Origin of the sequence: Collinsella sp. TF07-1 (assembly GCF_003437235.1) — a bacterium.
Taxonomy (GTDB): Bacteria; Actinomycetota; Coriobacteriia; order Coriobacteriales; family Coriobacteriaceae; genus Collinsella.
In genome coordinates this window covers 25,760-51,490 of record NZ_QSRV01000013.1, presented here as the reverse complement: position 1 = coordinate 51,490, position 25,731 = coordinate 25,760, and the positions used below count along the sequence as shown (strand labels likewise).

Here is a 25,731-nt window from a genome sequence, read left to right as displayed (position 1 = left end):
CTGCGCGCTTAGCTGACACATTAAAGACGAGGGACGATCCGGCTGGGTCGCCCCTCGTCTTGCGTGTACCCGACCAAGTGCTTGCGGTCAATTGTCCTATTCTTGTGGAGAAGCTGTGCGCACGCTGACCTGCAGATTCGTACGGTGCTTGCACGTTTCCGCAGCTATTGGTATAGTTTGCTTGCAAATGAAGTTGTAATTGAAAGAAGTGGGGTTTCGGCCCCGCTTCTTTTTTGTATGGATGGAGGCGCCGCAATGGTCAAGACCAAGACCGAGCAGGCGATCATCGACGCGCTCGAGGCCGTTGCTCCCCAGCACGATGTCGACATCGTTGACGTCGAGCTCGTGGGTGCCACCAAGGCCCCCTGCGTGCGTGTGCGTATCGAGGGTGCCGAGGGCCAGAGCCTGTCGCTCAATGACGTCACGGCCAACACCAAGTGGGTCGGCGATGTGATTGAGGAGCTCGACCCCATCTCTTCGAGCTATACGCTCGAGGTGTCGAGCCCGGGTATGGCGCGCCCGCTGCGCCGCCCGTGCGACTTTGCCCGCTTTGTGGGCGAGAACTGTGAGCTCACCTCCACCGCCACCGAGGGCCGTCGCAAGTACGCCGGCAAGATTGCCGCTTCGACCGAGACCGACGTGACCCTCGAGCTCGAGGACGGCGAGTCCGTCACCCTCGATTTCTCTGATGTTAAAAAGTGCAAGTTGAAGCCCACCTACGACTTCAAGCCCGCGAAGGAAGGAAAGTAAGATGGCAGCATCCGACATGATGTCCGCCCTGATGGAGCTTTGCCAGGAGAAGCACATCGACCAGCTCTACCTGATCGACCGCCTGGAGCAGTCGCTCGCCAAGAGCTATGCCGAGATCCTGCATCTTGAGTGGGGCGCCAAGGTGACCATCGACCGCACCACCGGCAAGATCTACGTCTACCGCCTGGAGCCGATCGACGATTCCATGGACGAGGAGGGCAACTTCACCGAGTTCGAGGAGATCGACGTCACCCCCAAGAACACGAGCCGCATCGCTGCCCAGCACGCCAAGGCCGAGATCAACGCCATCGTGCGCAACTCCGCCCGCGAGCAGATCTACGAGGAGTTCTCCGGCCGCATCGGTGACCTCATCAGCGGTACCGTGCTGCAGTCCACGCCCGACTTCACGATTGTCAAGATTCGCGAGGGCGTCGAGGCTGAGCTTCCGCACTTCGATCAGCGTCGTTACGAGAACGAGCGCAACGAGCGTCCGATGGGCGAGCGCTACCTGCACAACCAGCACATCAAGGCCGTGATCATCGACGTTCGCGACCCCAACTCCAACCTGCAGCCGGTTCGTGGCGAGCACAGCCGTCCGCCGATTGTCATCTCCCGTACCCACCCCGAGCTCATGCGTCGTCTGTTTGAGCAGGAGGTGCCCGAGATCTATGAGGGCACCGTCCAGATCAAGTCGATCGCCCGCGAGCCCGGCCAGCGCTCCAAGGTCGCCGTCCACTCGCTTGACGACCGTCTGGATCCCGTGGGTGCCTGCGTCGGCCCCAAGGGCAGTCGTGTTCGCGCCGTCGTGGGCGAGCTCCGTGGCGAGCGCGTCGACGTCATCCTGTGGGATGCCGATCCTGCCGTCTACGTCGCCAACGCCCTGTCGCCCGCTAAGGTCACCCGCGTCCTCATCGACGAGGAGAAGGCCTATGCCGGCGTCATCGTGCCCGATGACCAGCTGTCCCTCGCCATCGGCAAGGAGGGCCAGAACGCCCGCCTCGCTGCGCGCCTGACCGGCTGGCACATTGACATCAAGTCCGAGACGCTTGCCGCCGACATCCTCAAGAACGTTCCCGTTCACGAGGAGCCCGCCGCCGACCTGATCGGTGACGAGGAGGACGAGGACGTCCGCCGCTGCGAGTACGTGTCCGAGGACGGCATCCAGTGCCGCAACCAGGCTCGTCCCGGCTCCCGTTTCTGCGGTGTCCACGACACCGACGCCTTCGATGATGCGGAGGACCTGATCTAGCGCGCGGTCGCGCCGGGCGGGTCCCGGCGCGTCTCCCACGCTCGTTCAGTCTCTAGGCACCCAAGGTGCCAGAAAGGGTAGGTGAAGTCATATGGCAAAAGTCCGTGTGTCCACCCTGGCCAAAGAGTTCGGCATGACCTCCAAGGAACTGATGGGTCATCTCGCCGATATGAAGATTCCCGCTAAGTCCGCTTCCTCCACCTTGGAGGACGCTTATGTCGCTATGGTCCGCAAGCAGCTCGCCTCGGTGATCGAGGCCCGCGCCCAGGAAGTCGAGGCCGCCAAGCAGGCCGAGGAGCAGGCAGCTGCCGCCGAGGAGGCCGCCCGCGCCGCCGAGGCCGAGCGCGAGCGCATCGCTGCCGAGAAGGCACGTGAGGAGGAACGCCGCCAGTTTGCCGCAGCCCAGGCTGCCGAGGAGGCCGCCCGCGCCGAGGCCGAGGCCAAGAAGAAGGCCGAGCAGGAGCGCCTTGCCCGCGAGAAGGAGGAGGCTGCCCGCGAGGCCCAGCGCCGCGCCGTTCCCGCTTCCGACTCCGGTTCGCGCTTCCGTTCGCTGCTCGACCAGATTGCCGCACAGGAGACCGTGCTCAAGGAGAAGAAGGACGCCGAGGACAAGGCCAAGGCCGAGCGCGCCGCCGAGCGCGGTAACCGTCGTGGCGGCAACAACGACCGCCGCGGTGGCCGTCGTAACGATCGCAACGCTTCCGACAACAACTCCGAGCGCAACGCCTCCGAGAGCCGTCCGCACAGCCATCGCACCAACGCCAGCAACAACGTCGCTGCCGGCATGAACTTCCCCAACCCCGATAAGCAGGGCAAGGGCAAGAAGCGCAAGGGCGGTCACAACAACGAAGAGGACCGCTATAGCCGCATGGCTCGCGAGGCCGAGGAGTACAGCCGCGAGAAGGTGCTCGAGGAGGCTCGAGCTGCCGTCGAGGAGGCCTCTCGCGAGTCCACCGGTCGCCGCAAGAAGCGCAAGGAGAAGCGCGAGCGCGAGGCTGCCAAGGCTCAGGAGGAGCGCAAGATAGAGGAGGCGCTGGCCCAGGGCGTGAATCCCGAGGAGCTCGACGCCATCAAGGTCTCCCAAGGCGTTACCGTCCAGGAGCTCGCCGAGGCGCTTGACGTTCCGGCCAACGACATCATCAAGCGCCTGTTCCTGCTGGGCACGCCGCTCACCATGACGCAGTCCATGTCCGACGACCTCGTCGAGCTCGTTGCCGACGACCTGGGCCGTCAGATCAAGATCATCACCCCCGAGGAGGAGAACACCTTCTCGTTCTACGACGATCCCGCCGACCTTAAGCCGCGCGCCCCGGTCGTCACCGTCATGGGCCACGTCGACCACGGCAAGACGAGCCTCCTCGACGCCATCCGTCACACCGGTGTCGCTGCCGGCGAGGCGGGCGGCATTACCCAGGCAATCGGCGCTTCGCAGGTTATGATCAACGACCGCAAGATCACCTTCATCGATACCCCGGGCCATGCCACCTTTACGGCCATGCGTGCCCGTGGTGCCAAGGTGACCGACATCGTCATTCTGATCGTGGCTGCCGACGACGGCGTCATGCCCCAGACCGTCGAGTCGATCAACCACGCCAAGGCCGCCGGCGTACCCATCGTCGTCGCCGTCAACAAGATCGATAAGCCGGGCGCCAACCCCGACCGCGTGCGCCAGGAGCTCACCGAGTACGGTGTCATCCCCGAGGAGTGGGGCGGACAGAACATGTTCGTCAACATTTCGGCCAAGCAGAAGATCGGTATCGACGACCTGCTCGAGACCGTGCTGCTCCAGGCCGACGTGCTCGAGCTCAAGGCCAACCCCGACACCTTTGCCTCCGGTAACGTCCTCGAGGCTAAGCTCGACAAGGGCCGCGGCTCGGTCGCCACGGTGCTCGTGACCCGCGGTACCCTGCACGTGGGCGATACGCTGGTCGCCGGCCTTACCTACGGCCGCGTCCGCGCCATGCTCGATCCCAAGGGCAACGCTGTCACCGAGGCCGGCCCCTCCGACGCCGTCGAGATCTTGGGCCTGCAGTCCGTGCCCAACGCTGGCGACGAGTTCCGCGTTTTCGAGGACGAGCGCGAGGCTCGCGCCCTGGCCGATGAGCGTTCGCTCAAGGCCCGTATCGAGGAGCAGAGCCGCGTGAAGCACGTCACGCTCGAGAACCTCTTTGAGACCATCGCCGACGCCGAGGTCAAGGAACTCAACCTGATCATCAAGGCCGACGTCCAGGGTTCCATCGAGGCCCTTCAGGACTCGCTCGACAAGATGGATCAGTCCGAGGTCCGCATCAACACGATCCACTCCGCCGTCGGTGCCATCAACGAGACCGACGTCGTCCTGGCCGACGCCTCCAACGCCATCATCATCGGCTTTGGCGTGCGTCCCGACGGCAAGGCCCGCTCCGCTGCCGAGCGCGAGGGCGTCGAGATCCGTTGCTACGACGTTATCTACAAGTGCCTCGAGGAGCTCGACGCTGCCCGCATCGGCATGCTCAAGCCCACCGAGGTCGAGGTTTCCACGGGTACCGCGACCGTCCTGGACACCTTCAAGGTGCCCAAAGTCGGTATCGCCGCCGGTGTCCGCGTCGAAGAGGGCGAGATCGCCGCGACCGATTCCGTGCGTCTGGTGCGCGACGGCATCGTGGTCTTCAACGGCAAGATCGCCTCGATGCGTCACTACAAGGACGAGGCCAAGAGCCTCAAGAGCGGTTCCGAGGGCGGCATTGGCCTGGAGAACTTCCAGGACATCAAGCCCGGCGACCAGATCGAGGGTTATCGTATCGACCAGGTTGCCCGTACCGAGTAGGGGGTAGCGCTATGAAGCAGACGCAGGCAACCCGCCGTCTGGGCGAGCAGCTTCGCGAGAAGCTCGGTTATATCCTGCTCTTTGAGGTTTCCGATCCGCGTCTCGACCTGGTTACTTTGACCGCGGTCGAGGTCGCGGTGGACCGTTCGTTCGCGCGCGTGTACGTGTCGTGCGATGCGAGCCGCTACGACGAGGTCTTGGAGGCGCTCGCAAGCGCTAAGGGCCGTATTCGCAGCCTGTTGGCTCGCTCGCTCGATTGGCGTGTTACGCCCGAGCTCGATTTTCGCATCGATCGCTCGACCGATGAGGCCGAGCGTATCACGCGTGCGCTGGAAAACGTTCCCGCCACGCTTGCGATCGAAAAGGACGAGGACGGCTATCCGATAGCGGATGCCGCCCAGGAGGCAGCTTTAGATGACTAATTCCGCCGACCTCGCCTCGTGCGAGTCTGCAGATATTCAGCGACGCATCCTCGAGCTCATCGAGGGTGCGTCCTCCATTGCGATTTCGGGACATACTTCTCCCGATGGCGATGCCTTGGGCTCCGTTTTGGGTCTGGGCCTTTCGCTCATGAAGTTTTTCCCCAACAAGGACATTGCCCTGCTGCTGGCAGACGATGATCCGGTTCCGCGTATCTACCGCTTTATGGAAGGCTCCGATCGCCTGGTGCCGGCATCTGCGTACACCGGCAATCCGGACCTGTTCATCTCGGTGGACGTGCCGGTCGTCGAGCGTCTCAATAATTCCGCCGAGGTGCTTCGTCGCTCCAAGCATGTGGTGTGCTTCGATCACCATCCGGCGCGTGAGGAGTTTGCCGAGCTCAGCCTGAGGCGCGTCGAAGCTGCAGCCTGCGCCATGATCATCGACCGCTTCTTGGACAATTGCGGCATTGTCGCACGTGATGGCGTTGCGACCTGCCTGCTGTGTGGCTTGGTTACCGATACCGGCCGTTTTCAGTACCAAAACGCCGATGCCGCCGCGTTCCATGCAGCCTCGCGTCTGGTCGCCCACGGTGCCGATCCGGCGCGTGTGGCACTCGAGGTCTACCAGAGCATGCGCGTTGAATTTTTGCACCTCAAGTCCATCGTTATGGGCCGCATTAAGACGGTGGCCCACGGGCGCGTCGCGTATAGCTACGCGTACCAGAGTGACCTTGAGGCTTGCGGTGTCACCTCGGATGAGTGCGACGGTCTGGTTGACGTGGTGCGCTCGGTGATGGGCGTCGAAGTCTGCCTGTTCCTGAAGGGCATTGAGGGCGATACCAAGGTGCGCGGCAACCTGCGCTCCAAGGGCGACCTCAACGTGTCCGAGATCGCTGCTGCCTTTGGCGGAGGCGGACATCCCGCTGCCGCCGGTTTCTCCAACAACGGAACGATTCTCGAGACGCTCACCGTGGCACTTCCCATGCTGGCCGAACTGGTAGGGGAGGATCCCGCTTCGGTGACCGTCGAGCTTTAACTTTTTGGATGGTACATGGCTCGTCGTACGCCTTCTCAACTGAATATGCTGCTCGCCGTCGATAAGCCGGTGGGCTGCACGTCCCACGATGTGGTCTCGCAATGTCGGCGCGCCCTCCATGAGCGTCGCGTCGGCCATGCCGGCACGCTCGACCCCATGGCATCGGGTGTCATGGTGGTGGGTGTTGGCCAGGCTACTCGTTTGCTGGGCATGCTCACGCTCGATACCAAAAGCTATGTCGCCGACATTTCGTTTGGCGCCGAGACCAATACCGATGATGCGGAGGGCGAGGCGGTCCGCACGGTGGCTATTGCCAACGAGCTCCGCGATCCTGCCTATGCCCGTGAGCGCTTGGCGGCCATGCTGGGTCCGCAGATGCAGGTGCCGCCGGCGTTTTCGGCTATCTCGGTCAATGGCGTTCGCGCCTACAAGTCTGCTCGCGAGGGCAATGCGGTGGACCTACCTCCGCGCCCTGTCGAGGTCTATGCCGCCGACCTGATCGCCGTGGGCGGCGAAGGTGATACGTGTGTGTGGACCGTGGCGTTCTCGGTGAGCAAGGGCACCTATATCCGTGCGCTCGCTCGAGACTTGGGCCGCGCCTGTGAGAGCGCCGCGCACATTTCCGCGTTGCGCCGCACGGCCTCCGGTGTTGTTTCCATTGGCGCTTGTCATGCGGTCGAGGAACTTTCCCCCGAGTCCGCGGCTGGCTTTGCCCTGGATCCCATTGCGGCCCTGGGCGCCACGCGTGTTGACTTGCCTGGCAATCTTGCCGATGACCTGCTCTGCGGCCGACGCATTCCCGTTGAGCGTGCGCTTGCGGATTTCGATGCCTCGAAGGCGCCGTTTGCGTTGGTGCTCGATGGGGGACTCAAGGCGCTCGCCCGCATTGAGAGTGGCCGCTTTGTCATGGAGCACGTGTTTCCGCAGGCAATCGGCGGTGTTCGATGATGTTGTCCGCTCGCGAGCTCGCGCGTATCTTTTTCGCGGGCGAGTCGGACGAGGCTCGCATCGTTGCTGCCGATGCATTTGATGAGTGCGAGCACTTGGGTGCTGCCTCCATCGGCATCGGCGTTTTCGATGGTGTGCACCGTGGACACCAGGAACTCATCGAAGCGCTTGTCTGTGATGCCCGTGCCCATGGCTGTAAGGCGGTCGTGGTTACCTTCGATCCCGACCCGGACGTCGTGGTGAGCCCTTCGCCCGCTCAAAAATTGATGACGACGGCCGACCGTCTGCATGCCCTGGCTCAAACCGGGGTCGATTCAGTGGTGGCCGTTCCCTTTACGCCTGAGGTTGCGGCGCTCGACCATGTCGGTTTTCTCGCACTGTTGTCACGCGTGGTCGACATTCGCTCGATTCGCGTTGGCGGCGACTTTAGGCTGGGTCGCGGCGGTGCTTCTGGTGTTGCCGAGATGCGCGCCTGGGGTGCCGAGCGCGGCGTTGACGTATACGGGCACGACTTGCTTTGCGAGGGCGGTGAGGCCATTTGCGCCACCCGCATTCGTCACGAGCTGGGACAGGGCCATGTGGGGCTTGCTGCTGGGTTACTTGGCCGCCCGTATATGGTGCGTGGCGGTGTTATTCGCGGCCGTCACGAGGGCTCTGGCATGGGCTTTCCCACGGCAAACCTACAGGTTCCCGACGGCATTCAGGTGCCTGCCGATGGCGTGTATGAGGGCCTGGTGCTGGTAAACGACATCGTGTGGCCCGCTGCCGTTAACGTCGGACTGCCGCCGACGTATGCCGACGATGCGGCATCTGCGCATCTCGAGGCCAATTTAATTGGTTATACGGGCGACCTGTACGGCGCTTCCGTTTCGCTGGCGTTTACGCGCTGGCTGCGTCCGTCGCGCGTGTTCGATTCGCTGGATGAGTTGATCGCGACCGTCGAGGGTAATATCGAAGATATTCGTCACAACTTGGGTGAGCAGGGGGTGAGTGTCCGTGATTAGTGATGAGGAAAAAGACCAGGTACGCGTTGCGTCCGACCTAGTTGCCATCGTGCAGGAAACGGTTGAGCTCAAGCCCCGCGGCCATGAGTTTTGGGGTTGCTGCCCCTTCCATGGCGAAAAGACTCCGTCCTTCCACATTATTCCCGCCACGCAGGTGTGGCATTGCTTTGGCTGCGGCGAGGGTGGCGACGTCTTCACCTATATCATGAAGCGTGAGAACCTGAGCTTTCCCGAGTCAATCCGTTATTTGGCCGATCGCGCGGGTATTGAGCTGCACGACACCGGAGACCGCCGCGAGCGCGGTACCAAGCGTGCCCGCATCTACGATCTGTGCGCCGAGACCGCCCAGTTCTATCACACCATGCTTATGCGCGGTAAGGACGGCCGTCCGCGCGAGTACTTTGCCAGCCGCGGCATGGGTGGCGACGTCTGCCGCCGCTACTGCCTGGGCTTTGCGCCTGGCCGCAACGCGCTGGTGTCGCACCTGTCCCAGGCGGGTTTTACCCCGCAGGAGATGATCGATGCCAACGTTGCCGTGAGCCGCGGGCGCGGGCAGCTTGCCGACCGCTTCTACGACCGCGTGATGTTTCCCATCTTTGACGAACAGGGTCACAACATTGCCTTTGGCGGTCGCATCATGGGTGACGGTCAACCCAAGTACCTCAATACCGCCGAGACGAGTGTGTTTCATAAAAAGCGAAACCTCTATGGCTTTAACTGGGCCAAGGAGTTTATCGTCGCGCAGGATACGGCCATCGTGGTGGAGGGCTATACCGACTGCATCGCCTGCTGGGAGGCGGGGATCAAAAACGTTGTCGCCACGCTGGGCACCGCGCTCACGGAGCATCACGTCAAGACGCTCACCCGCTTTGCCAAGCGCATCGTGTATATGTTTGACGGCGATGCCGCCGGTCAAAAGGCCGCTCGCCGTGCAATTCAGTTTATCGAGCAGGATTCTATGGACCTGCGCTGCGTGGTGCTGCCCGACGGTAACGATCCCATGGAGTTCATCACGGCGCACGGCGGAGGGGAGCTGCAGAAACGCATTGACGCCGCCGAGCCGCTCATGGACTTCGTGTACCGTTCGCTGCAGGAGTCGAGCGACATCTCCACGCCGGGCGGTCGCGCCAAGGCGCTGGAGGATGCGCTCACGCTCATCTATCCGCTGCGCGACAGCTATATGATCGACACGTACTTTATTCAAATTGCCGACCTGTTGGGTTTGGATCTGGAGACAGTGCGTGCGAGCTCGGGCCGTGTGTTTCGCGATGTCGCCAAGCGCGAGGATGCGGAACGACGTCGTGAGCAGAACTATGAGCGCCAGCGGGCACAGGCTGAGCGCTCTGGTAGCGCGGGCGGTCGGACGTCTGGTTCGCAGGGGGCATCTCGCGGTGCTTGGGCATCGGGCGCGACGCCGCCTGTGTCCGCGCCGGTCGAAGAAGAGCCGTATGACTACGTCCCGCTCGATGCCTACGGCGCCGCGCCCGTGGAGGTCGTCGACGACCTGCCGCCGATCGACGCGCCTGATGGTATGGGTGCTGTACCTGCGACTGATGGTTCGGGTGCTCCGGCTGCGGCGGCGCCGATGGTTCTTACTGATCTTGAGCGTAAGTCCTTGGCAGGGGAGCGTGAGCTGCTGACCATGCTCACGAGCTACCCCGACCTGTTCCGCACGTATGCCGACCGCATCTGCTCTATCGAGTGGGTTGACCCACGTCACGAGTCCATCGCATGGGCCGTTCTGGCAACGCCGCCGGGAACCGATCCTGCAGCCTGCATGGATGCGGCGCGCTCGGTGTGTCCCGAGGCGGCAACGCTTGTGAGTGCCGGGCGCATCTCGGCGACGAGCAAGCACCCCACCGAGACGAACATCGTGTTTATGCTCGATACGCTCGAGCTCTACACCATCAAGCGCCGCATGCGTGCCGCACAGGCCAAGCTGCGCCAGGACCGTTCGCTCGACGATGAGGCCCGTCGCGCGCTGACCGTGCAGGCCGCGCAGGATTCGCAGCGTCAACGCGAACTGCAAAAGTCGATCGGCGGCGTGGCGGACCCGTTCCGTTTGATCGGTCTGGAGGCCGCAGACGCCGAATAGGCCTAGATGTTGTGGTCAACCAGCGTATTCTCGCCTATATCCTGTCCTCTTTTTGGGTATAGACGTCGATGTGTGTGCTAAAGTATTGAGTCCTGTGGACTATGAAGGGAGAATCTGTGCCAAAAAAGACTGAGAGCACGGGTACTGGGCTGGAATCCTACGTTGCAAAGCTCATGGGCAACGGCTCAAACAGGACTTCGGTAACCGAGGACGAGATTCAGGTCGCCCTGAAGGATATCGATGTTTCTGACGAGCAGCTCACCGCGGTGTATTCCGCGCTGCGCAACAGCGGCATCCAGATTATCTCCGCGAGCGGAAACGACGACGCCCCCATGGACGTCGACGATGACGATAACGATACCGATACCGACGATTTTGATGACGACGACGAGCACGATTCCGGCTCGCTCGACGATCACGAGCTCAAGATGGCCCGTCAGGCCGACGCCGAGATGGGTTCTTCCAAGAGTAAGAAGAAGCGCACCGTGCGCACGTCCCGTTCACGCTCCCGCGTGCGTGGCATCGATGCCTCCACGGTGATGCTGACCGGCGATCCGGTTCGTATGTACCTCAAGGAGATCGGCAAGGTCGACCTGCTGACCGCTTCCGAAGAGGTCGATCTGGCTATGAAGATCGAGGCCGGTCTTGAGGCCACCGAGAAGCTCGAGGCTGCCGATGCCGGCGAGCTCGAGCTCACGCGTGCCGAGATGCGTCGTCTTACGCGCATTGAGAACGTGGGCCTCGAAGCCAAGCAGGCACTCATCAGCGCAAACCTGCGTCTGGTCGTCTCCATCGCCAAACGCTATGTCGGCCGCGGCATGCTGTTCCTTGACCTGATCCAGGAGGGCAACCTCGGTCTGATCCGCGCTGTTGAGAAGTTCGACTACCAGAAGGGCTTTAAGTTCTCCACGTACGCCACGTGGTGGATCCGTCAGGCCATTACGCGCGCCATTGCCGATCAGGCCCGTACCATCCGTATTCCCGTGCATATGGTCGAGACCATCAACAAGCTCGTCCGCGTGCAGCGCCAGCTCCTTCAGGACCTGGGTCGCGACCCGACCCCTGAGGAGATCGGTGCCGAGATGGACATGAGCGCCGACCGCGTCCGCGAGATCCAGAAGATTTCGCAGGAGCCCGTGTCGCTTGAGACCCCCATCGGCGAGGAAGAGGATTCCCAGCTGGGCGACTTCATCGAGGACTCCCAGGCTATCGTTCCGCCCGATGCCGCCAGCTTCTCCATGCTGCAGGAGCAGCTCACCCAGGTGCTCGACTCGCTTGCCGATCGTGAGCGCAAGGTTATCGAGCTGCGCTTTGGCCTTGTCGACGGGCATCCCCGCACGCTCGAGGAAGTCGGCCGCGAGTTTGGCGTCACGCGCGAGCGTATCCGCCAGATCGAGTCCAAGACCTTGGCCAAGCTCCGCCACCCGAGCCGCAGCAGCAAGCTCAAGGACTATATCGAAAGCTAGTCAAGCAAGAAGCGCCCTCAAGCACATCCGCTTGGGGGCGCTTTCATGTGGTCATTGGGGACGTCCCCAATGACTAGGCGGAGAAAAATTCTTAAAAAAGTTCTTGCCCTGCGCTGATTCGTCCGTATAATAAACTTCGTTGCTTGAGAGCACGCACCTATTCCTCGGTAGCTCAATGGTAGAGCACGCGGCTGTTAACCGCGCTGTTGTAGGTTCGAGTCCTACCCGGGGAGCCAGAATTTCTCAGCCCATTCTGCTGGGCTTTTAAATTCCTCGGTAGCTCAATGGTAGAGCACGCGGCTGTTAACCGCGCTGTTGTAGGTTCGAGTCCTACCCGGGGAGCCAGGTTGTAAAACCCGTCGCTTATGCGGCGGGTTTTTTCATGCCGCGACCACTTGACTCGAACGTTGCCATATCAACATTTCGTGTCGAGGATGTAATCCCGCGACCCACCACCTCAACATGGCGCGGTCGTTGTAGAATATTGCAATGATTGCTCCCACGACATGGTGCCGCGAGCACCAGATAAGGAGATTCTTGTGTCTGAGACCATTAACGGCAGCCTGAGCGTCTCGAACGACGTTATTGCCGATATTGCCGGTTATGCCGCGATGACGTGCTATGGCGTTGTCGGTATGGCTGAGCAGCTCCAGGGCGCCGAGAGCGTGCGCCTGCTTGCCGGCCAGCGCCTCCGCAAGGGCGTGCTTGTCTCCGCCGACGAGAACGGCCTTACGGTCGATCTTCACGTCGTGCTCGAGAACGGCGTCAACATGAAGTCCGTCTGCCACAATCTTTCGAGCTCCGTTGCCTTCACCCTGCAGGAGATCGCCCAGATCGATCCCGCCAGCCTTAAGATCGGCATCCATATCGACGCGCTCAAGAGCCGTCTGAACTAGCATCCGAAAACGGAGATTCAAATACCCATGATTGCAAAGACCATTCGCACCTGTTTTCCGATCGCTGCGGCTGCCGTTTCCGACAAGGCCGAGGAGATCAACAAGCTCAACGTCTTCCCCGTGCCCGACGGCGACACCGGCACCAACATGTCGCTCACGCTCGCCTCGGTGACCAAGGAGCTCTCCGCCCTTCCCGCCGATGCCGACATGGAGGCCATTGCCGGCGCCATCACCCACGGCTCCCTGATGGGCGCCCGCGGTAACTCCGGCGTCATTACCTCGCAGATCCTGCGCGGCGTGGCCGAGGGCCTTGTCTCCGCCGACGAGCCCATTACGTCCGCCAACATCGCCTTCGCCTTCCGTCGTGCCGTCAAGGTGGCCTTCCAGGCCGTCCGCAAGCCCATCGAGGGCACGATCCTCACGGTGCTGCGCGATGTCTCGACCAAGGCCGACGAGTGCGAAAAGAAGAAGTTCTCGGCCGAGGATGCGCTCGACGCTATCGTCGTCGAGGCCTACCAGTCCGTCGCACGCACGCCCGACCTGCTGCCCGTCCTCAAAGAGAACGGCGTGGTCGACTCCGGCGCCTTCGGCTTTGCCATCTTCCTGGAGAACTTTGTGGCTGCAGCACTTGGTCGCAGCACCGTTGTCGAGGATTTCTCCGCTACGTTCGATTCCGCTGGCTCTGCACGCGATGCCGCTCTTGGCCGCGTTGAGATCGAGGCCAACGACGATTGGGAGGGCTCGGAGTTCCGCTACTGCAACGAGTTCCTCTTTAAGGCCGACGCCCCGTTTGACGAGGATGAGTGCCTTAAGTTCCTGGGTTCCATGGGCGACTGTGAGCTACTCGTGGGCGCCTACCCCGATTACAAGATCCACGTGCACTCCAACACCCCCAACCTGGTGCTCGAGCACATGCTTCAGCTTGGTCAGATCTACGAGGTCTTTATCCACAACATGGAGATGGAGGCCCACGACCGTACCGCCAAGATCCACGAGGATCAGGAGAAGGCCGCCGAGCCCGCGAAGGCCCTGGGCTTTGTCGCCGTTGCCGCCGGTTCCGGCGAGGCCGACATCCTCAAGTCCCTCGGCGTCGACGTGATCGTGTCGGGTGGTCAGACCATGAACCCCTCGACTGCAGACCTGCTGGGTGCTGTTGACCAGGTCAACGCGACCTCGGTCATCATCCTGCCCAACAACGGCAACATCCGCATGGCCGCTGAGGCCGCTGCCTCAGCCTGCACCGACAAGAAGGTCGCCGTCGTTCCCACCAAGACCGTTCCGCAGGCCTTCTCCGCGCTGTTCGCGGTCCTGCCCGATTCCGAGCTCGCTGATGCCGTCGCCGCTATGGTCGACGCCATCAGCGAGGTCCGCGATGGCGAGGTCACCCGCGCCGTGCGCGACTCCAGCGCCTCCGACGGCTCGCCGATTCACTCCGGTGACGTCATGGGCATCATTGCCGGCTCCATCGATGTCGTCGGCTCCGACGTGAAGCAGGTCACGCTCGATTGCATCAACCGCATGCAGGAGGAAGAGGAGGGCGACGCGCTGACGATTCTGGCCGGCGAGGAGCTGTCCGATGAAGCCTTCCAGGAGATCGTCGACGCTATCGAGGAGGCTCAGCCCGACCTGGAGATCGACGCCCATCGTGGCGAGCAGCCGCTCTATCCCGTGATCTTCTCGATCGAGTAGGCATCTGCCCATGTCCGAGCTCTGCTCCGTGCCGCGCGTCTCTGATCGCTTTGCCCAGAGCAATGCGCTCGACGAGGATATCGCGCGACTCAAATATGTTTCGGGTAAACGTGAGGAGGCCCTTCGCCGTCTGGGAATTCGGACGGTGGGGGACCTCCTTCTCCATATCCCTCATCGATACCTGGACTTTACGCGCTCCTGGTCCATCGAGATGGCGCCCATCGGTACCGTGTGCACCATCATCGCCACGGTCGACCGTATCGTTCAAAAGAAGCCGCGTCCGCGCATGCAGGTGACCGAGGTCTCACTCGTTGACGAGACGGGCGTGCTGCAGGTCGCCTTTTTCCGTCAGCCTTGGATTGCCCAGCAGCTTAAACAGGGCGACCGCCTGGCCGTGATGGGCAAGGTCGAGTTTGCCTACGGTTTTAAGCAGATGGCCTCGCCGCACTTTGAAAAGCTTGATGACGGGCGTGCTGCGGGCACCATTTTGCCGGTCCATTATGTGAGTGACGGCGTGAGCCAGGCATGGATGCGCCGCATCGTAAGTGGCGCGCTCGAGGTCGTCGGCAATCCCTTCGACCCGATTCCCGCACGCTTGCGCGTTAAACGTCGCCTGATGAGCGATGCTCGTGCGCTTCGATCGATCCACTTTCCTTCGAGCATGGCTGAGCGCGATATCGCGCGCGCACGGCTTGCCTACGAGGAGTGCCTCTACCTGCAGCTGGCGCTGCGCCTGCGCAACGACGGCAGCCTGGTCGATGTGGTGCCCTACGCCCACGCCGCGGGCGAGCACCTGGCCGCGCTTAAGCAGGCCCTGCCGTTTTCGCTGAGCGACGAGCAGGAGGCCGCGTTCCAAGATATCCTGCGCGATATGTGCGATGGCGGGCGCGTGATGAACCGCCTGCTGCTGGGCGATGTCGGTACCGGTAAGACCGCCGTTGCCGCCTGCGCGCTGGCTGTGGCTGCCGATAGCGGCACGCAGGCCTGCGTTATGGCGCCCACGGGCGTGCTGGCGCGTCAATATGCCGATAAGACCGGCCCCTTGCTCTTGCAGGCTGGCATGACCTGGGCGCTCCTGACGGGCGCCACGCCGGCGGCCGAGCGCGAGCGGATCCATGCCCAGCTGGAATCGGGCGAGCTCGATGTCCTCTTTGGCACCCACGCGGTGCTTTCGGATAACGTGGCGTTTAAGCATCTGTCGCTCGTGGTCATCGATGAGCAGCACCGGTTTGGCGTCGGCCAACGCAACGCCCTGCGTGCGAAGGGCCCTGGTGCCGATCTGCTCGTTATGACGGCAACGCCCATCCCACGTACGCTGGCGCTTTCGGTCTACGGCGATCTGGACACGAGCATCATCCGCCATCGGCCCGTCCCTGGCGCTGGCGTGACGACACGCGTGCTTACCGAGTCGAGCCGCGACCTTGCCTATGGCGCCATCCGCGAGGCGCATGAAAAGGGTCAGCAGGCCTACGTGATTTGCCCGCTCGTGGAGCCGAGCGATTCGGCCGATGAGCTTGAGGATGTGCCCGGTATCGCCCGTGACGACGAGGGTCGCGTAACCGTGCCCGTGCCGCTGCACGATACGGCAACCGAGCTCGATCGCCTGCGTCTGGCGTTGCCGGGTCTTGCCATCGAGCGCCTTCACGGCCGCATGCCAGCGGGGGAGAAGGACCAGGTTATCGATGCCTTTAAGCGTGGCGAGATTGACGTGCTCGTCTCGACTACGGTGGTCGAGGTGGGCGTCGACGTGCCCAACGCCACCGTCATGGTCATCGAGAACGGTGAGCGCTTTGGCTTGGCGGCCCTGCACCAGCTGCGCGGTCGCGTGGGCCGTGGCAGCGTGTCGGGCACGTGCCTGGTCATGACGCACTCCAAGGGCAACGGCGGCGCTTCGGCAGCACAAGATCGCCTGCAATCGCTCGAGAAGACCTCGGATGGCTTTACGCTCGCCCAGATGGACCTGCGTCTGCGCCACGAGGGCGAAATCCTGGGGTACCGCCAGCATGGCGGAGTGACCCTGCGCTTTGTTGACCTGGATGCCGACGAGGAGCTGATCGAGTGGGCCCATTTGGACGCAGTCGAGCTCTTGCGGTATGCTTGCAACCTTGACTCCGTGGCGACGCGCCCCCTGCGCGATGCAGTCGCCATGCGATATCGACACATTTTTAAGGAGGTCAGCGGAGGATGAGAATCATCGGCGGCGAATGGCGCGGTCGTAAGATCGAGGAGCCCCGTGGTCGCGTTGTCACCCGCCCCACGACCGATCGCGTGCGCGAGGCATGCGCATCTATGGTCATGTCGGCATTCGACTTCGATCTGGACGAGGTCCGCGTGCTGGACGCTTTTGGCGGCTCCGGTGCCTTAGGGTTAGAGATGCTCTCACGTGGCGCCCGCTCACTCACGACGTTCGAGATCGATCGGAATGCCGCGCGGCTCATTACCAAGAATATCGAGTCGCTCTGCCGTGACCGTGCGCGTTGGCGCGTGGTAACGGGCGACATGCTGGCGAGCGCCTCGCGCGGTCGTGTGCCGGGCGGCCCCTTTGATCTGGTCCTGCTCGACCCGCCCTATGCTTTTGGTGCCGAGCCGGTCGAGATACTGCTGCAGAACCTGGCTCAGCAGGGTCTGCTTGCACCTGGCGCTTATGCCCTGTTTGAGCATGCCGCCGCCGATGCGGGCGCGCATCCGGCAGGCTTTGAGATCGTGCGCGAGAAGCGCTACGGCATTACCTCGGTCGACCTGCTTCGTTGGGTCGGCGATGACGATAGTGAGGAAGATTGCGCCGGCACCGATGCTTACAACAACGATGCCATGACGGTTCAGGAGAACGCCCATGAGTGACACCATCAACCGCGTGATCGTCCCGGGCACCTTCGATCCCATCACGTTTGGCCATATTGACGTCATCCGCCGCGCCCGCCGCATTTTTCCCAGCGTGATCGTTGCCGTTGCCGAGTCGCAGGGAAAAAACGGCGTAGGCACCACGTTTATGCTCGACGAGCGCGTGGCGCTGGCCCGTGAGGCGCTTGGTGATATTGACGGCGTCGAGGTGCTACCCTTCACCGGCCTCTTGGTCGATTTTGCCCGCGAACAGGGAGCAGGAGCCGTGGTCAAGGGCCTGCGTGCCATGACCGACTTTGAGTACGAGCTGCAGCAGGCCGACCTCAACTACCGCCTGGATAACGAGCTGGAGTCCATCTTCGTCATGAGCGCGCCGCAGTACGGCTATATCTCGAGCTCGGTGGTTCGCCAGATTGCCTCGCTCGGTAGCGACGTCTCTAATTTTGTTCCGCCCAATGTGGTCAAGGCGCTCAAACATCGCTTTTCGTGACGTTTTTTAATGCCTGGTGGCATGTGGTAAACTAACTCGATGATATGTTACCTATGAAAGGAGACCGGATGCCGGGCGAGAATTTTCCTGGCGACAGGATCGTGAGTCTTGTCGACGAGCTCGAGGGGCTCATCGAAGAGGCTAAGACGCCGTTCGGCAAGAACGCCCAGATGAAGGTTATCGACGCCGACGTCTTCTTTAACATCCTCGACGAGATCCGCATGAGCTATCCCGAGGAATGGCAGAAGTCCCGCCGTATCCTCAAGGAGCGCGAGGAGCTTATGGCTTCCGCCGCCGCTCAGGCCGATTCCATCATCGCCGATGCTCAGCAGCAGGCCCTCACCATTGCCGGTGAGCAGGAGATTGTCCGCTTAGCTCAGCAGCAGGCCGACGACATTCGCGATCGTGCCCAGCAGTATGAGCGCGAGACGCGCTATGCCGCCGAGGATTACGCCGAGCAGGTCTTTACGCACCTCGAGGAGAACCTCAAGAGCCTGACCGGCACGGTGACCCGTTGCCGTCAGCAGCTCAACGAGGGTGCCGCCCAGCAGAATGGTCAGTGGTAATGGCTGAGTTCCCGAGCGTTACCGTCGATCTTTCCGAGCAGCTCGAGTTTCCCGGAGACTCGTACCCGCTGACCGGTAAGGTCGATGTTGCCACCTATACGGTGGGCGAGAAGGAGTACCAGCTGCAGAACGGCATTGATTACGATGTGGTCTTTACCAATGCCGGCACCGGTGTTCTGCTTACGGGCATGGTCCGCGCGCATGCAACCGGTGAGTGCGACCGTTGCCTGGAGCCCGCTTCGTTTGATATTGCCGGTGAGATCGAGGAATTCTATCTCTTTAACGAGCCCGAGGATCCCGAGGCCTACGAAGACGGCTACGAGCTGCTGGGCGAGGATCGCATCGTCGATCTGGGTGAGCCCATCAACGACGCGGTTGTCATGGACACGCCGTTCGTTGTCCTGTGCAAGCCCGATTGTCGCGGCCTATGCCCCACCTGCGGCATCAATCTCAACGTTGAGCAATGCGATTGCGCCGCTCAAGCAGAGGCCGAATGGGCCGCTGCCACGGAAAATCCATTTGCAGCATTGAAGAATCTCAAGCTTGACGAGTAAAACTGTGGTAGTATCGCTACTTGCGCGTAATCGCCACACTGGATAGTTCATAAGGAAGGTCACTATGCCCGTACCTAAACAAAAGCAGGGTCGTATCCGCACTCACACCCGCCGTTCCGCCAACATGAAGATCTCGGCTGCGGCTCAGTCCACGTGCCCCCGTTGCGGCGCTGTCAAGCTCCCGCACCACGTGTGCTCCAGCTGCGGTTTCTACAAGGACCGCGAGGTTATCGTTACCGAGTAACTGTATACTCTGGATGCGATGCCGTTCCAACTGGAACCACAATGGCCGGCTCAATGAGTCGGCCATTTTTGTTTAAGGAGCATGTATATGAGTAACGTTCGCGTTTGTGTAGACGTTGTGGGCGGAGACGAGAAGCCTCAGGTTGTCCTCGACGGTATCGAGGCGGCGCTTGCGGCGGATCCCGATATCGAGGTCTTGGCCGTCGGTCCCGCAGAGATCGTGAACCCCTTTGCCGCGGCTCACGCTCGCGTTGAGGCCTTGGAGGCTCCCGATGTCATCGCCATGGATGACGATCCCATTCGAGCCGTGATGACCAAGCGCAAGTCCTCGATTGTGCTTGCCTGCCGCGCTATCAAGAAGGGTAACGCGGATGCCTTCTTCTCTGCCGGCTCCACCGGCGCCATGACCGCTGCCGCTACCGCCTACGTGACGCCATTTAGGTATCAGGCCGAGGGCAAGAAGCAGCCGGTGCGTCCGTGCCTCACTAATGCACTGCCCAACCGCGCCGGCGGCCTGACGGTCCTCTGCGACATGGGCGCCAACCCCGATGTCGAGGTCGACGACATGGTGCGTTTTGCCCAGATGGGTAGCGCCTATGCGCGCGTCGTCTTGGGCATTGAGCATCCCCGCGTCGGTCTGCTTGCCAACGGCACCGAGGACGAGAAGGGCTCCAACTTTACCAAGTCGTGCTTCCCGGCCATGAAGGTCGCTGTTCCCGGTTTTGTGGGCAACTGCGAGGGCACCGATCTTACGTCGGGCAATTTTGACGTCGTGGTCGCCGACGGCATGTCGGGCAACATCGCACTCAAGGCCACCGAGGGCGCTGCCAAGTTTTTGCTGCAGGAGCTCAAGGGTGTCTTTATGTCTTCGCTCGGCACCAAGATTGCCGCCCTGCTCATAAAAAAGCAGATGCGCGAGATTAAGGCAAAGCTCTCGGGTGATGCTAAGGGTGGCGCCATTCTGCTGGGCCTGCGTGGCGTAGTTCTGATCGGCCATGGTGCCACCTCAGTCGAGGCCGTCAAAAACGGTACGCTCGCCGCGGCGGAGGCCGTGCGCGCCGGGCTTGTCGAGAACGTCGCCAACTCTATGGACGGCATCGTTTTGTAGGAGCGAGTTAGGGCGCTGTTATGTGCCTCGCGGCCTGCGTCGTGGGGTAGAATCAAAACCGTGTCTTGGCGCTGCGCTTGCGGCGCCAGCGCGTTGATGTTCACGCAATATGAGAGGAAGCGCTATGGACCGCTCCGAAATCTTCGATAAGATCGCCGAAGTTGCCGCCGATGTGCTGGGCGTCGATGTTGCCGAAATTAGCGATGAGACCACCTTTGACGACCTCGATGCCAACTCGCTCGAGCGCCTGCAACTGGTTACGGCTATCGAGGACGAGTTCAATCTCGAGATCGATGACGAGACCCTGCTCTCGCTCAACTCTGTCGCCGACGCCGTCGACGCGATCGAAAACGCCAGGGAGGCTTAGGTCTTGGCTTTGTCTGAACGACTTACGCGTGCCCAGGAAATCCTGGGCCACGAGTTCAATAATAAGGTGCTGCTGCGCGCGGCGCTTACGCATCCCTCGGCAGTCGAGGGCCAGCCGGTTTCTGCCAGCTATGAGCGCCTTGAATTCTTGGGCGATTCCATTTTGGGCGCTGTGGTCGCACGCTCCCTGTTTGAGTCCTATCCGGAGTTTGACGAGGGCAAGCTCACGCGCCTGAAGGTGTCGCTTGTCTCGGGCGCTACGCTGTCCGAGGTGTCGCACGAGCTGGGTATCGACGACATCATCATCTTTGGTGCCTCCGAGACCGGTACCGGCGCGCGTGGCCTGCACTCGGCGCTCGAGAACGTCTATGAGTCGCTCGTGGGCGCGCTGTATCTGGATGCTGGCTGGGATGCGGCGGCGGAGTTTATCCACCGTACGCTTAAGCCCCATTTGGCCTCTGAGCGTGCCGAGCATCCTGCGAACCCCAAGTCGTTCTTGCAGGAGTGCGTGCAGGCAGACGGCCATGAGCCTCCCGCGTATAAGCTCGTTGGCTCCGAGGGCCCGGCGCATGCGCCCACCTTTACCGCCGTGGTGTTGATCGATGGTATTCGCCAGGGTCGCGGCTCCGGCTCCTCAAAGAAGGAAGCCGAGGGAGCCGCTGCACTCGAGGCACTTGACCGCATGGGCTACACCACCAACGGCGTGATTCTCAACAAGAAGCCTGTTTAAGCGAGGAACCGTGTATCTCAAGTCCCTCACGCTCAAAGGGTTCAAGTCGTTTGCCGACCGCGCCCATATGACGTTTGAGCCGGGCCTGACCGTCATCGTCGGTCCCAACGGCTCGGGAAAATCGAACATCTCTGACTCGATTCTGTGGGTCCTGGGCGAGCAGAGCGCCAAGCAGCTGCGCGGCCAGGCCATGGAGGATGTCATCTTCTCGGGCTCGTCAGCGCGCAAGCCGGTGGGTGTCGCCGAGGTCACGCTGGTGCTCGATAACTCGGACCATATGCTGCCCGTCGACTTTGACGAGGTCGCCATCACCCGTCGTATGTATCGCTCGGGCGAAAGCGAGTACCTCATCAACTCGAGTCCGTGCCGCCTGATGGACATTCAGGACATCCTGCACGATTCGGGCTTGGGCAAGGATACGCATTCCATCATCAGCCAGGGCAAGCTCGACGCCATTTTGCAGAGCCGCCCCGAGGAGCGCCGCGCCCTCATCGAGGAGGCCGCCGGCATCTCCAAGCACAAGCGCCGCAAGGAGCGTGCGCTCAAAAAGATTAAGTCGATGGACGAGCACCTGACGCGTGCCCGCGACATCAATAAGGAAATTGCCCGTCAGCTGCGACCGCTGGAGCGTCAGGTCGATCGTGCGCGCAAGTACAAAGAGCTGTCCTCGCGCGCGAACGAGCTTACGCAGATGCTAGCCGTCGACGAGCTGCGTTCGCTGCAGTCGCAGTGGAACGACCTGGAGAGCCGCTCCAAGGAAGGCGCCGCCGAGCTGGAGCTTGCGCAGTACCGCATGGGCGAAAAGGAGCGCGAGCTCGAGAAGCTCCAGGTCATGCTCGAGGAAAAGGGCCTGTTTGTGGGCGATCTGGGCGAGCAGCGCCGCCATATGCAAGATGTGGTCGGTCGCATTAACTCCGATATGCGTCTGCTCGAGGAAAAGGGCCACAACATGGTGTCGCGCCTGTCCGACATGCGCGGGCAGATTTCGAGCTCCGAGCATCAGCGTCGTCGCGTGGTAGAGGAGCTCGAGGATGCACGTGCGCAGCTTGAGGAAGTGACCGGCGCGCACATGCAGGCCCAGGAGGACGTTGACGCCGCCGGTCCTGCCGCCGCCCAGCTCCACGAGCGTCGCGTGGCACTCGACAATCAGATTTCGCAGCTCACGCGCGAGCAGCGCGATGTGCAGCGTGTGGCCGATAACGCCGCGCTCGAGCTCGCCAAGGTGAAGGACTCGCTGAGTAACGCCGAGGTCGAGGACAACATGTACGCCTCGCGCCTGGAGCAGATCGACGAGCAACTCGAGGAGGTCACGGCCTCGCTTGAGAGCCGTCGCGACCGTGCCGAGGAGCTCGATGGCGCACTCGATCAGACCCGCCAGGCCCAGGTCGATGCGCGTGAGGCCACCGAGGTCGCCCGTGCGGCGCTTAAGGACCTACGTGCCCGCGAGAGCGAGGCGCGCAACAAGCTGTCCGAGGTGCGCTCGGAGCTTGCCAGCCAAAAGAAACTCGATGCCCGCATGGCCGACAGTTCGCCGCTCGTGAGCCGTCTGGTGGGTGCGCTGGGCGACGATGTCTCGGGTCGTCTGGGCGACGTGCTCGAGGCCCCGCGTGAGCTTGAGGGCCTGGTTGAGCAATTGCTCGCTGGCGATATCGATGCGCTGCTGTTCGACGATGCGTCCGCGCTTGAGCGTGCCGGTCGTGCCGCTCTGGACCAGAAGAAGGCCTCGGGCGAGGCGCTGCTGGTCGCGCGCGGTGTGAGCGCCTCTGCTGCCGCTAAGGGCGCTGCCGGTTCCCGCCTGGTCGATCGCCTGTCCGTACGCGCCGGCTATGGCCCGGTTGTCGAGGCGCTGCTCGGCGGCTATTACGTTGTCGACGACTTGGCGGCTGCGCTGGCCGCGCCTGTCGTTGACGGCGTGACTTACGTGACCCCCGATGGCGCCCGCGTCGCCTGCGGCGGCCTGGTGCGTGTGGGGCTCGACGCCGGCGAGGCTTCGGGTGCTTTGGAGCGCAAGCGTCGCATTCGCGAGCTGGAGGGCCTGGAACCCGATCTGGCTGCTGTGTTTGAGCATGTGTCGGATCAGGTCGTCGAGGCCAATGCGGCCGTCGAAGAGGCGCGTGCCGCTGAGGGCGATGCCGCCGGCGAGATCGCCCGTCTTGAGGGCGAGCGCCGCTCGCTGCTCTCCGAGATTGGCCGCCTGGAGCAAAGCGCCAACAACGCCGAGGTCGAGCGCGTGCGCATCTCCAAGCGCCGCGAGCAGGCCGCCGAGGCCGTTCGCGCTGCGCGCCCGCGCGTGGACGAGCTCACCCGCTCGCGTGACGAGGCCCGAGCGCAGGCAAGCGATCTTGGCCTTCAGATTGCCGAAGCCAACGACGAACTCGACCGCGTTCGCCGTGACGATTCCGAGGCCGCCGGCAAGCTCGCCGATGCCAAGGTCCGCCTGGCCCAGACGAGCGAGCGCCTTCGTTCTCTGAAGGGCCGCGTGCCCGATCTGGAGCATCGCCTGGAGGGCATCGACCGCCGTATCCGCGGAACACGCCAGGCCTCGCGCTCACTCGAGCTGCTGCGCCTGCGCGTCGATCCCATGCACGAGCGCTATTCGGCCCTGCTGGAGCGCGCGTCGGATTGGGCAGCGCGTCTGCGTGACCAGGCCTCTCTGGAGGAGGCGGACTCCGCTTCGCTCAAGAAGACCATCGAGGATGCCAAGGCAGAGGTTGCCCGCGCTAAGGAGAAGGTCGATACCGCCACCGCCACGCAAAACGAGTTTAAGGTCGCGCGTGGCAAGCTCGAGGTGCAGGTAGAGGCCGCCATTAAGGCCATTACCGCCGATGGCAACACGGTACTCGAGGAAGCGCTCATGCTTCCCGCGCCCACGGACCGCGATGCCGCCGAGCGCGAGCTCAACCAGCTTGTGCGCCAGATCAACAACCTTGGTCCCGTGAACCAAGTTGCCATGGAGGAGTACGAGCAGCTCAAGCGCCGCGCCGATTACATCGAGGAGCAGCTGGCCGATCTGGAGAGCGCGCGTAAGGCGCTCACCAAGATCACGGTGGCTATTGATCGCAAGATGCGCAAGGCGTTCCTTGTGACGTTTGAGAAGGTCGACGCGAACTTCCGCGAGATCTTCGCTATGCTGTTCCCGGGTGGCCAGGCTCATCTGGAGATGACCGATCCTGAGCATCCGGCCGAGACGGGTATCGAGGTCGTGGCGCAGCCGCGCGGCAAGCGCATCACCAAGATGATGCTCATGTCGGGCGGCGAGAAGAGTCTGACGGCACTCGCCCTGCTCTTTGCCGTGTACCGCACGCGCACGGTGCCGTTCTATGTGCTGGACGAGGTCGAGGCGGCACTTGACGACGCCAACCTGTCCAAGCTCATCGGCGCGCTCGACGTGTTGCGTTCCGATACGCAGCTCTTGGTCATTTCGCATCAGCGCCGTACTATGGAGGACGCTGACGTTCTCTATGGCGTCTCGATGCAAGCCGACGGCGTCAGCCGCGTCGTCTCGCAAAAACTCGATCGCGAAACCGGAAAGGTCGTGAATGCATAATGGGATTCTTTGACGCTCTCTCGCGCGGACTTGAGCGCAGCCGCGAGGCCCTCAACGAGGTCTTCTACTTTGGCGGCGAGGTCGACGAGGACTTTTGGGAGGACCTTGAGGATACCCTCGTTATGGGTGACATGGGTGCCGAGGTCGCCATTCAGGTCTCCGATGATCTGCGCGAGACGGCCGCCAAGAAGAACCTCAAGACCGCCCCGCAGCTCCGTCGCGCCCTGGCTGAGCAGCTCGAGCAGCATTTTGTGCCCGCCGAGCGCGATCCGTTCTCCGACACGCCGAGCTGCGTGCTGTTTGTAGGCATTAACGGCGCCGGGAAGACCACGACGGTCGGCAAGATCGCGAGCGCCATGGCCGCCCGCGGCAAGAATGTCGTGATCGGTTCTGCCGATACCTTCCGCGCCGCCGCCATCGAGCAGCTCGATGTGTGGGGTCAGCGCGCCGGCGTCCCCGTCATCAAGCGCGATCGCGGCTCCGACCCGGCAAGTGTTTGCTACGACGTGCTCGATGAGGCCGATAAGCGCGGCAGCGACCTGGTGCTGATCGACACCGCCGGCCGCCTGCACACGAGTCCCGAGCTCATGCGCGAGCTTGCCAAAGTGGTTAACGTGACGCGTAAGCGCGCCGCCAATATGGCCGCCGGCCCCATGCCCGTCTCGGTCGTGCTCGTGATCGATGCCGCCACCGGCCAGAACGGTCTGAACCAGGCGCTCGAGTTTAACGAGGCGCTGGGTCTGGACGGTATCATCATGACGAAGCTCGACGGTACGGCAAAGGGCGGCATCGCCATGGCCGTGGCCGAGAAGCTCAAGCTCCCGATTCTGCGCGTGGGCGTGGGCGAGCAGGTCGATGACCTACAGGAGTTCAATGCCAAAGATTTCTGCCGCGCCCTGGTGGGCGAGTCCAATTAAGGAGTGAC

General features: G+C 62.5%; 22 protein-coding genes and 2 tRNA genes. All 24 read left to right on the top strand.

What is annotated here, in order from left to right:
- Nucleotides 1-255 precede the first annotated feature (255 nt).
- Nucleotides 256-750: a ribosome maturation factor RimP gene (rimP, locus tag DXC67_RS06420; protein ID WP_117637769.1), complete on the top strand. Its 495-nt coding sequence runs from the start codon at nt 256-258 to the stop codon at nt 748-750.
- Between the two features lies 1 nt (nt 751).
- Entirely contained in the window at nt 752-1,999 is a 1,248-nt protein-coding gene (gene nusA / locus DXC67_RS06415) for a transcription termination factor NusA (protein ID WP_006234042.1), read from the top strand.
- Nucleotides 2,000-2,090: 91 nt separating this feature from the next.
- Entirely contained in the window at nt 2,091-4,805 is a 2,715-nt protein-coding gene (gene infB, locus DXC67_RS06410; protein WP_117637768.1) for a translation initiation factor IF-2, read from the top strand.
- A gap of 11 nt (nt 4,806-4,816) precedes the next feature.
- A complete protein-coding gene (gene rbfA, locus DXC67_RS06405; protein WP_117637767.1) occupies nt 4,817-5,227 on the top strand; it encodes a 30S ribosome-binding factor RbfA in 411 nt (136 codons plus the stop codon).
- Nucleotides 5,220-6,263 (top strand): bifunctional oligoribonuclease/PAP phosphatase NrnA, encoded by a 1,044-nt coding sequence (locus tag DXC67_RS06400; RefSeq protein ID WP_099431635.1) that lies wholly within the window; start codon nt 5,220-5,222, stop codon nt 6,261-6,263. Before rbfA ends, DXC67_RS06400 begins: the two co-directional genes overlap by 8 nt.
- A 15-nt stretch (nt 6,264-6,278) precedes the next feature.
- On the top strand, nt 6,279-7,211 hold the full coding sequence (gene truB / locus DXC67_RS06395) for a tRNA pseudouridine(55) synthase TruB (RefSeq protein ID WP_117637766.1): 933 nt from the start codon (nt 6,279-6,281) through the stop codon (nt 7,209-7,211).
- Nucleotides 7,208-8,215, top strand: a complete 1,008-nt coding sequence (ribF, locus tag DXC67_RS06390) for a riboflavin biosynthesis protein RibF (protein WP_233503192.1) — start codon at nt 7,208-7,210, stop codon at nt 8,213-8,215. Before truB ends, ribF begins: the two co-directional genes overlap by 4 nt.
- Nucleotides 8,202-10,310, top strand: coding sequence for a DNA primase (gene dnaG / locus DXC67_RS06385; RefSeq protein ID WP_233503191.1), 2,109 nt, complete (start codon nt 8,202-8,204; stop codon nt 10,308-10,310). Before ribF ends, dnaG begins: the two co-directional genes overlap by 14 nt.
- A 116-nt stretch (nt 10,311-10,426) precedes the next feature.
- Nucleotides 10,427-11,776: an RNA polymerase sigma factor RpoD gene (rpoD, locus tag DXC67_RS06380; RefSeq protein WP_055286388.1), complete on the top strand. Its 1,350-nt coding sequence runs from the start codon at nt 10,427-10,429 to the stop codon at nt 11,774-11,776.
- Between the two features lie 161 nt (nt 11,777-11,937).
- Nucleotides 11,938-12,012 (top strand) — tRNA-Asn (locus DXC67_RS06375).
- A 34-nt stretch (nt 12,013-12,046) separates the two neighbouring features.
- Nucleotides 12,047-12,121: transfer RNA gene (locus DXC67_RS06370), tRNA-Asn, on the top strand.
- A 161-nt stretch (nt 12,122-12,282) separates the two neighbouring features.
- Nucleotides 12,283-12,672, top strand: a complete 390-nt coding sequence (locus DXC67_RS06365; RefSeq protein ID WP_187361832.1) for an Asp23/Gls24 family envelope stress response protein — start codon at nt 12,283-12,285, stop codon at nt 12,670-12,672.
- Nucleotides 12,673-12,699: 27 nt separating this feature from the next.
- A complete protein-coding gene (locus DXC67_RS06360; protein WP_117637765.1) occupies nt 12,700-14,361 on the top strand; it encodes a DAK2 domain-containing protein in 1,662 nt (553 codons plus the stop codon).
- A gap of 10 nt (nt 14,362-14,371) precedes the next feature.
- A complete protein-coding gene (gene recG, locus DXC67_RS06355; protein WP_117637764.1) occupies nt 14,372-16,549 on the top strand; it encodes an ATP-dependent DNA helicase RecG in 2,178 nt (725 codons plus the stop codon).
- Nucleotides 16,546-17,202 carry a 16S rRNA (guanine(966)-N(2))-methyltransferase RsmD gene (rsmD, locus tag DXC67_RS06350; protein ID WP_117637763.1) on the top strand — a complete coding sequence of 219 codons (657 nt, stop codon included), beginning with the start codon at nt 16,546-16,548 and terminating at the stop codon, nt 17,200-17,202. Before recG ends, rsmD begins: the two co-directional genes overlap by 4 nt.
- Nucleotides 17,195-17,692 (top strand): pantetheine-phosphate adenylyltransferase, encoded by a 498-nt coding sequence (gene coaD / locus DXC67_RS06345; RefSeq protein WP_099431641.1) that lies wholly within the window; start codon nt 17,195-17,197, stop codon nt 17,690-17,692. Before rsmD ends, coaD begins: the two co-directional genes overlap by 8 nt.
- Before the next feature lie 68 nt (nt 17,693-17,760).
- Nucleotides 17,761-18,258, top strand: coding sequence for a hypothetical protein (locus tag DXC67_RS06340; RefSeq protein WP_022094019.1), 498 nt, complete (start codon nt 17,761-17,763; stop codon nt 18,256-18,258).
- Nucleotides 18,258-18,812, top strand: coding sequence for a DUF177 domain-containing protein (locus tag DXC67_RS06335; protein ID WP_117637762.1), 555 nt, complete (start codon nt 18,258-18,260; stop codon nt 18,810-18,812). The genes DXC67_RS06340 and DXC67_RS06335 overlap by 1 nt, the downstream gene beginning before the upstream one ends.
- A 64-nt stretch (nt 18,813-18,876) precedes the next feature.
- A complete protein-coding gene (gene rpmF, locus DXC67_RS06330) occupies nt 18,877-19,056 on the top strand; it encodes a 50S ribosomal protein L32 (protein ID WP_117637761.1) in 180 nt (59 codons plus the stop codon).
- Between the two features lie 87 nt (nt 19,057-19,143).
- On the top strand, nt 19,144-20,163 hold the full coding sequence (gene plsX / locus DXC67_RS06325) for a phosphate acyltransferase PlsX (protein WP_117637760.1): 1,020 nt from the start codon (nt 19,144-19,146) through the stop codon (nt 20,161-20,163).
- A 124-nt stretch (nt 20,164-20,287) separates the two neighbouring features.
- Nucleotides 20,288-20,530: an acyl carrier protein gene (locus DXC67_RS06320; RefSeq protein WP_055309519.1), complete on the top strand. Its 243-nt coding sequence runs from the start codon at nt 20,288-20,290 to the stop codon at nt 20,528-20,530.
- Nucleotides 20,531-20,533: 3 nt separating this feature from the next.
- The gene (rnc, locus tag DXC67_RS06315) at nt 20,534-21,259 is read left to right on the top strand and encodes a ribonuclease III (RefSeq protein ID WP_117637759.1); all 726 of its coding nucleotides are present in this window, start codon (nt 20,534-20,536) and stop codon (nt 21,257-21,259) included.
- Nucleotides 21,260-21,269: 10 nt separating this feature from the next.
- Nucleotides 21,270-24,806, top strand: a complete 3,537-nt coding sequence (gene smc / locus DXC67_RS06310) for a chromosome segregation protein SMC (RefSeq protein WP_117637758.1) — start codon at nt 21,270-21,272, stop codon at nt 24,804-24,806.
- Nucleotides 24,806-25,723, top strand: a complete 918-nt coding sequence (ftsY, locus tag DXC67_RS06305) for a signal recognition particle-docking protein FtsY (protein WP_089571706.1) — start codon at nt 24,806-24,808, stop codon at nt 25,721-25,723. Before smc ends, ftsY begins: the two co-directional genes overlap by 1 nt.
- The last annotated feature ends 8 nt before the right edge of the window (nt 25,724-25,731 follow it).

What these genes read in the sequence shown, in the direction of transcription:
- DXC67_RS06335 (WP_117637762.1), top strand. Translation starts at nt 18,258, where the DNA reads ATGGCTGAGTTCCCGAGCGTTACCGTCGATCTTTCCGAGCAGCTCGAG.
- rbfA (WP_117637767.1), top strand. Translation starts at nt 4,817, where the DNA reads ATGAAGCAGACGCAGGCAACCCGCCGTCTGGGCGAGCAGCTTCGCGAG.
- ftsY (WP_089571706.1), top strand. Translation starts at nt 24,806, where the DNA reads ATGGGATTCTTTGACGCTCTCTCGCGCGGACTTGAGCGCAGCCGCGAG.
- truB (WP_117637766.1), top strand. Translation starts at nt 6,279, where the DNA reads ATGGCTCGTCGTACGCCTTCTCAACTGAATATGCTGCTCGCCGTCGAT.
- DXC67_RS06320 (WP_055309519.1), top strand. Translation starts at nt 20,288, where the DNA reads ATGGACCGCTCCGAAATCTTCGATAAGATCGCCGAAGTTGCCGCCGAT.
- rimP (WP_117637769.1), top strand. Translation starts at nt 256, where the DNA reads ATGGTCAAGACCAAGACCGAGCAGGCGATCATCGACGCGCTCGAGGCC.
- DXC67_RS06360 (WP_117637765.1), top strand. Translation starts at nt 12,700, where the DNA reads ATGATTGCAAAGACCATTCGCACCTGTTTTCCGATCGCTGCGGCTGCC.
- DXC67_RS06340 (WP_022094019.1), top strand. Translation starts at nt 17,761, where the DNA reads ATGCCGGGCGAGAATTTTCCTGGCGACAGGATCGTGAGTCTTGTCGAC.
- rsmD (WP_117637763.1), top strand. Translation starts at nt 16,546, where the DNA reads ATGAGAATCATCGGCGGCGAATGGCGCGGTCGTAAGATCGAGGAGCCC.
- ribF (WP_233503192.1), top strand. Translation starts at nt 7,208, where the DNA reads ATGATGTTGTCCGCTCGCGAGCTCGCGCGTATCTTTTTCGCGGGCGAG.
- coaD (WP_099431641.1), top strand. Translation starts at nt 17,195, where the DNA reads ATGAGTGACACCATCAACCGCGTGATCGTCCCGGGCACCTTCGATCCC.
- infB (WP_117637768.1), top strand. Translation starts at nt 2,091, where the DNA reads ATGGCAAAAGTCCGTGTGTCCACCCTGGCCAAAGAGTTCGGCATGACC.
- DXC67_RS06400 (WP_099431635.1), top strand. Translation starts at nt 5,220, where the DNA reads ATGACTAATTCCGCCGACCTCGCCTCGTGCGAGTCTGCAGATATTCAG.
- nusA (WP_006234042.1), top strand. Translation starts at nt 752, where the DNA reads ATGGCAGCATCCGACATGATGTCCGCCCTGATGGAGCTTTGCCAGGAG.
- plsX (WP_117637760.1), top strand. Translation starts at nt 19,144, where the DNA reads ATGAGTAACGTTCGCGTTTGTGTAGACGTTGTGGGCGGAGACGAGAAG.
- rpmF (WP_117637761.1), top strand. Translation starts at nt 18,877, where the DNA reads ATGCCCGTACCTAAACAAAAGCAGGGTCGTATCCGCACTCACACCCGC.
- recG (WP_117637764.1), top strand. Translation starts at nt 14,372, where the DNA reads ATGTCCGAGCTCTGCTCCGTGCCGCGCGTCTCTGATCGCTTTGCCCAG.
- DXC67_RS06365 (WP_187361832.1), top strand. Translation starts at nt 12,283, where the DNA reads ATGGTGCCGCGAGCACCAGATAAGGAGATTCTTGTGTCTGAGACCATT.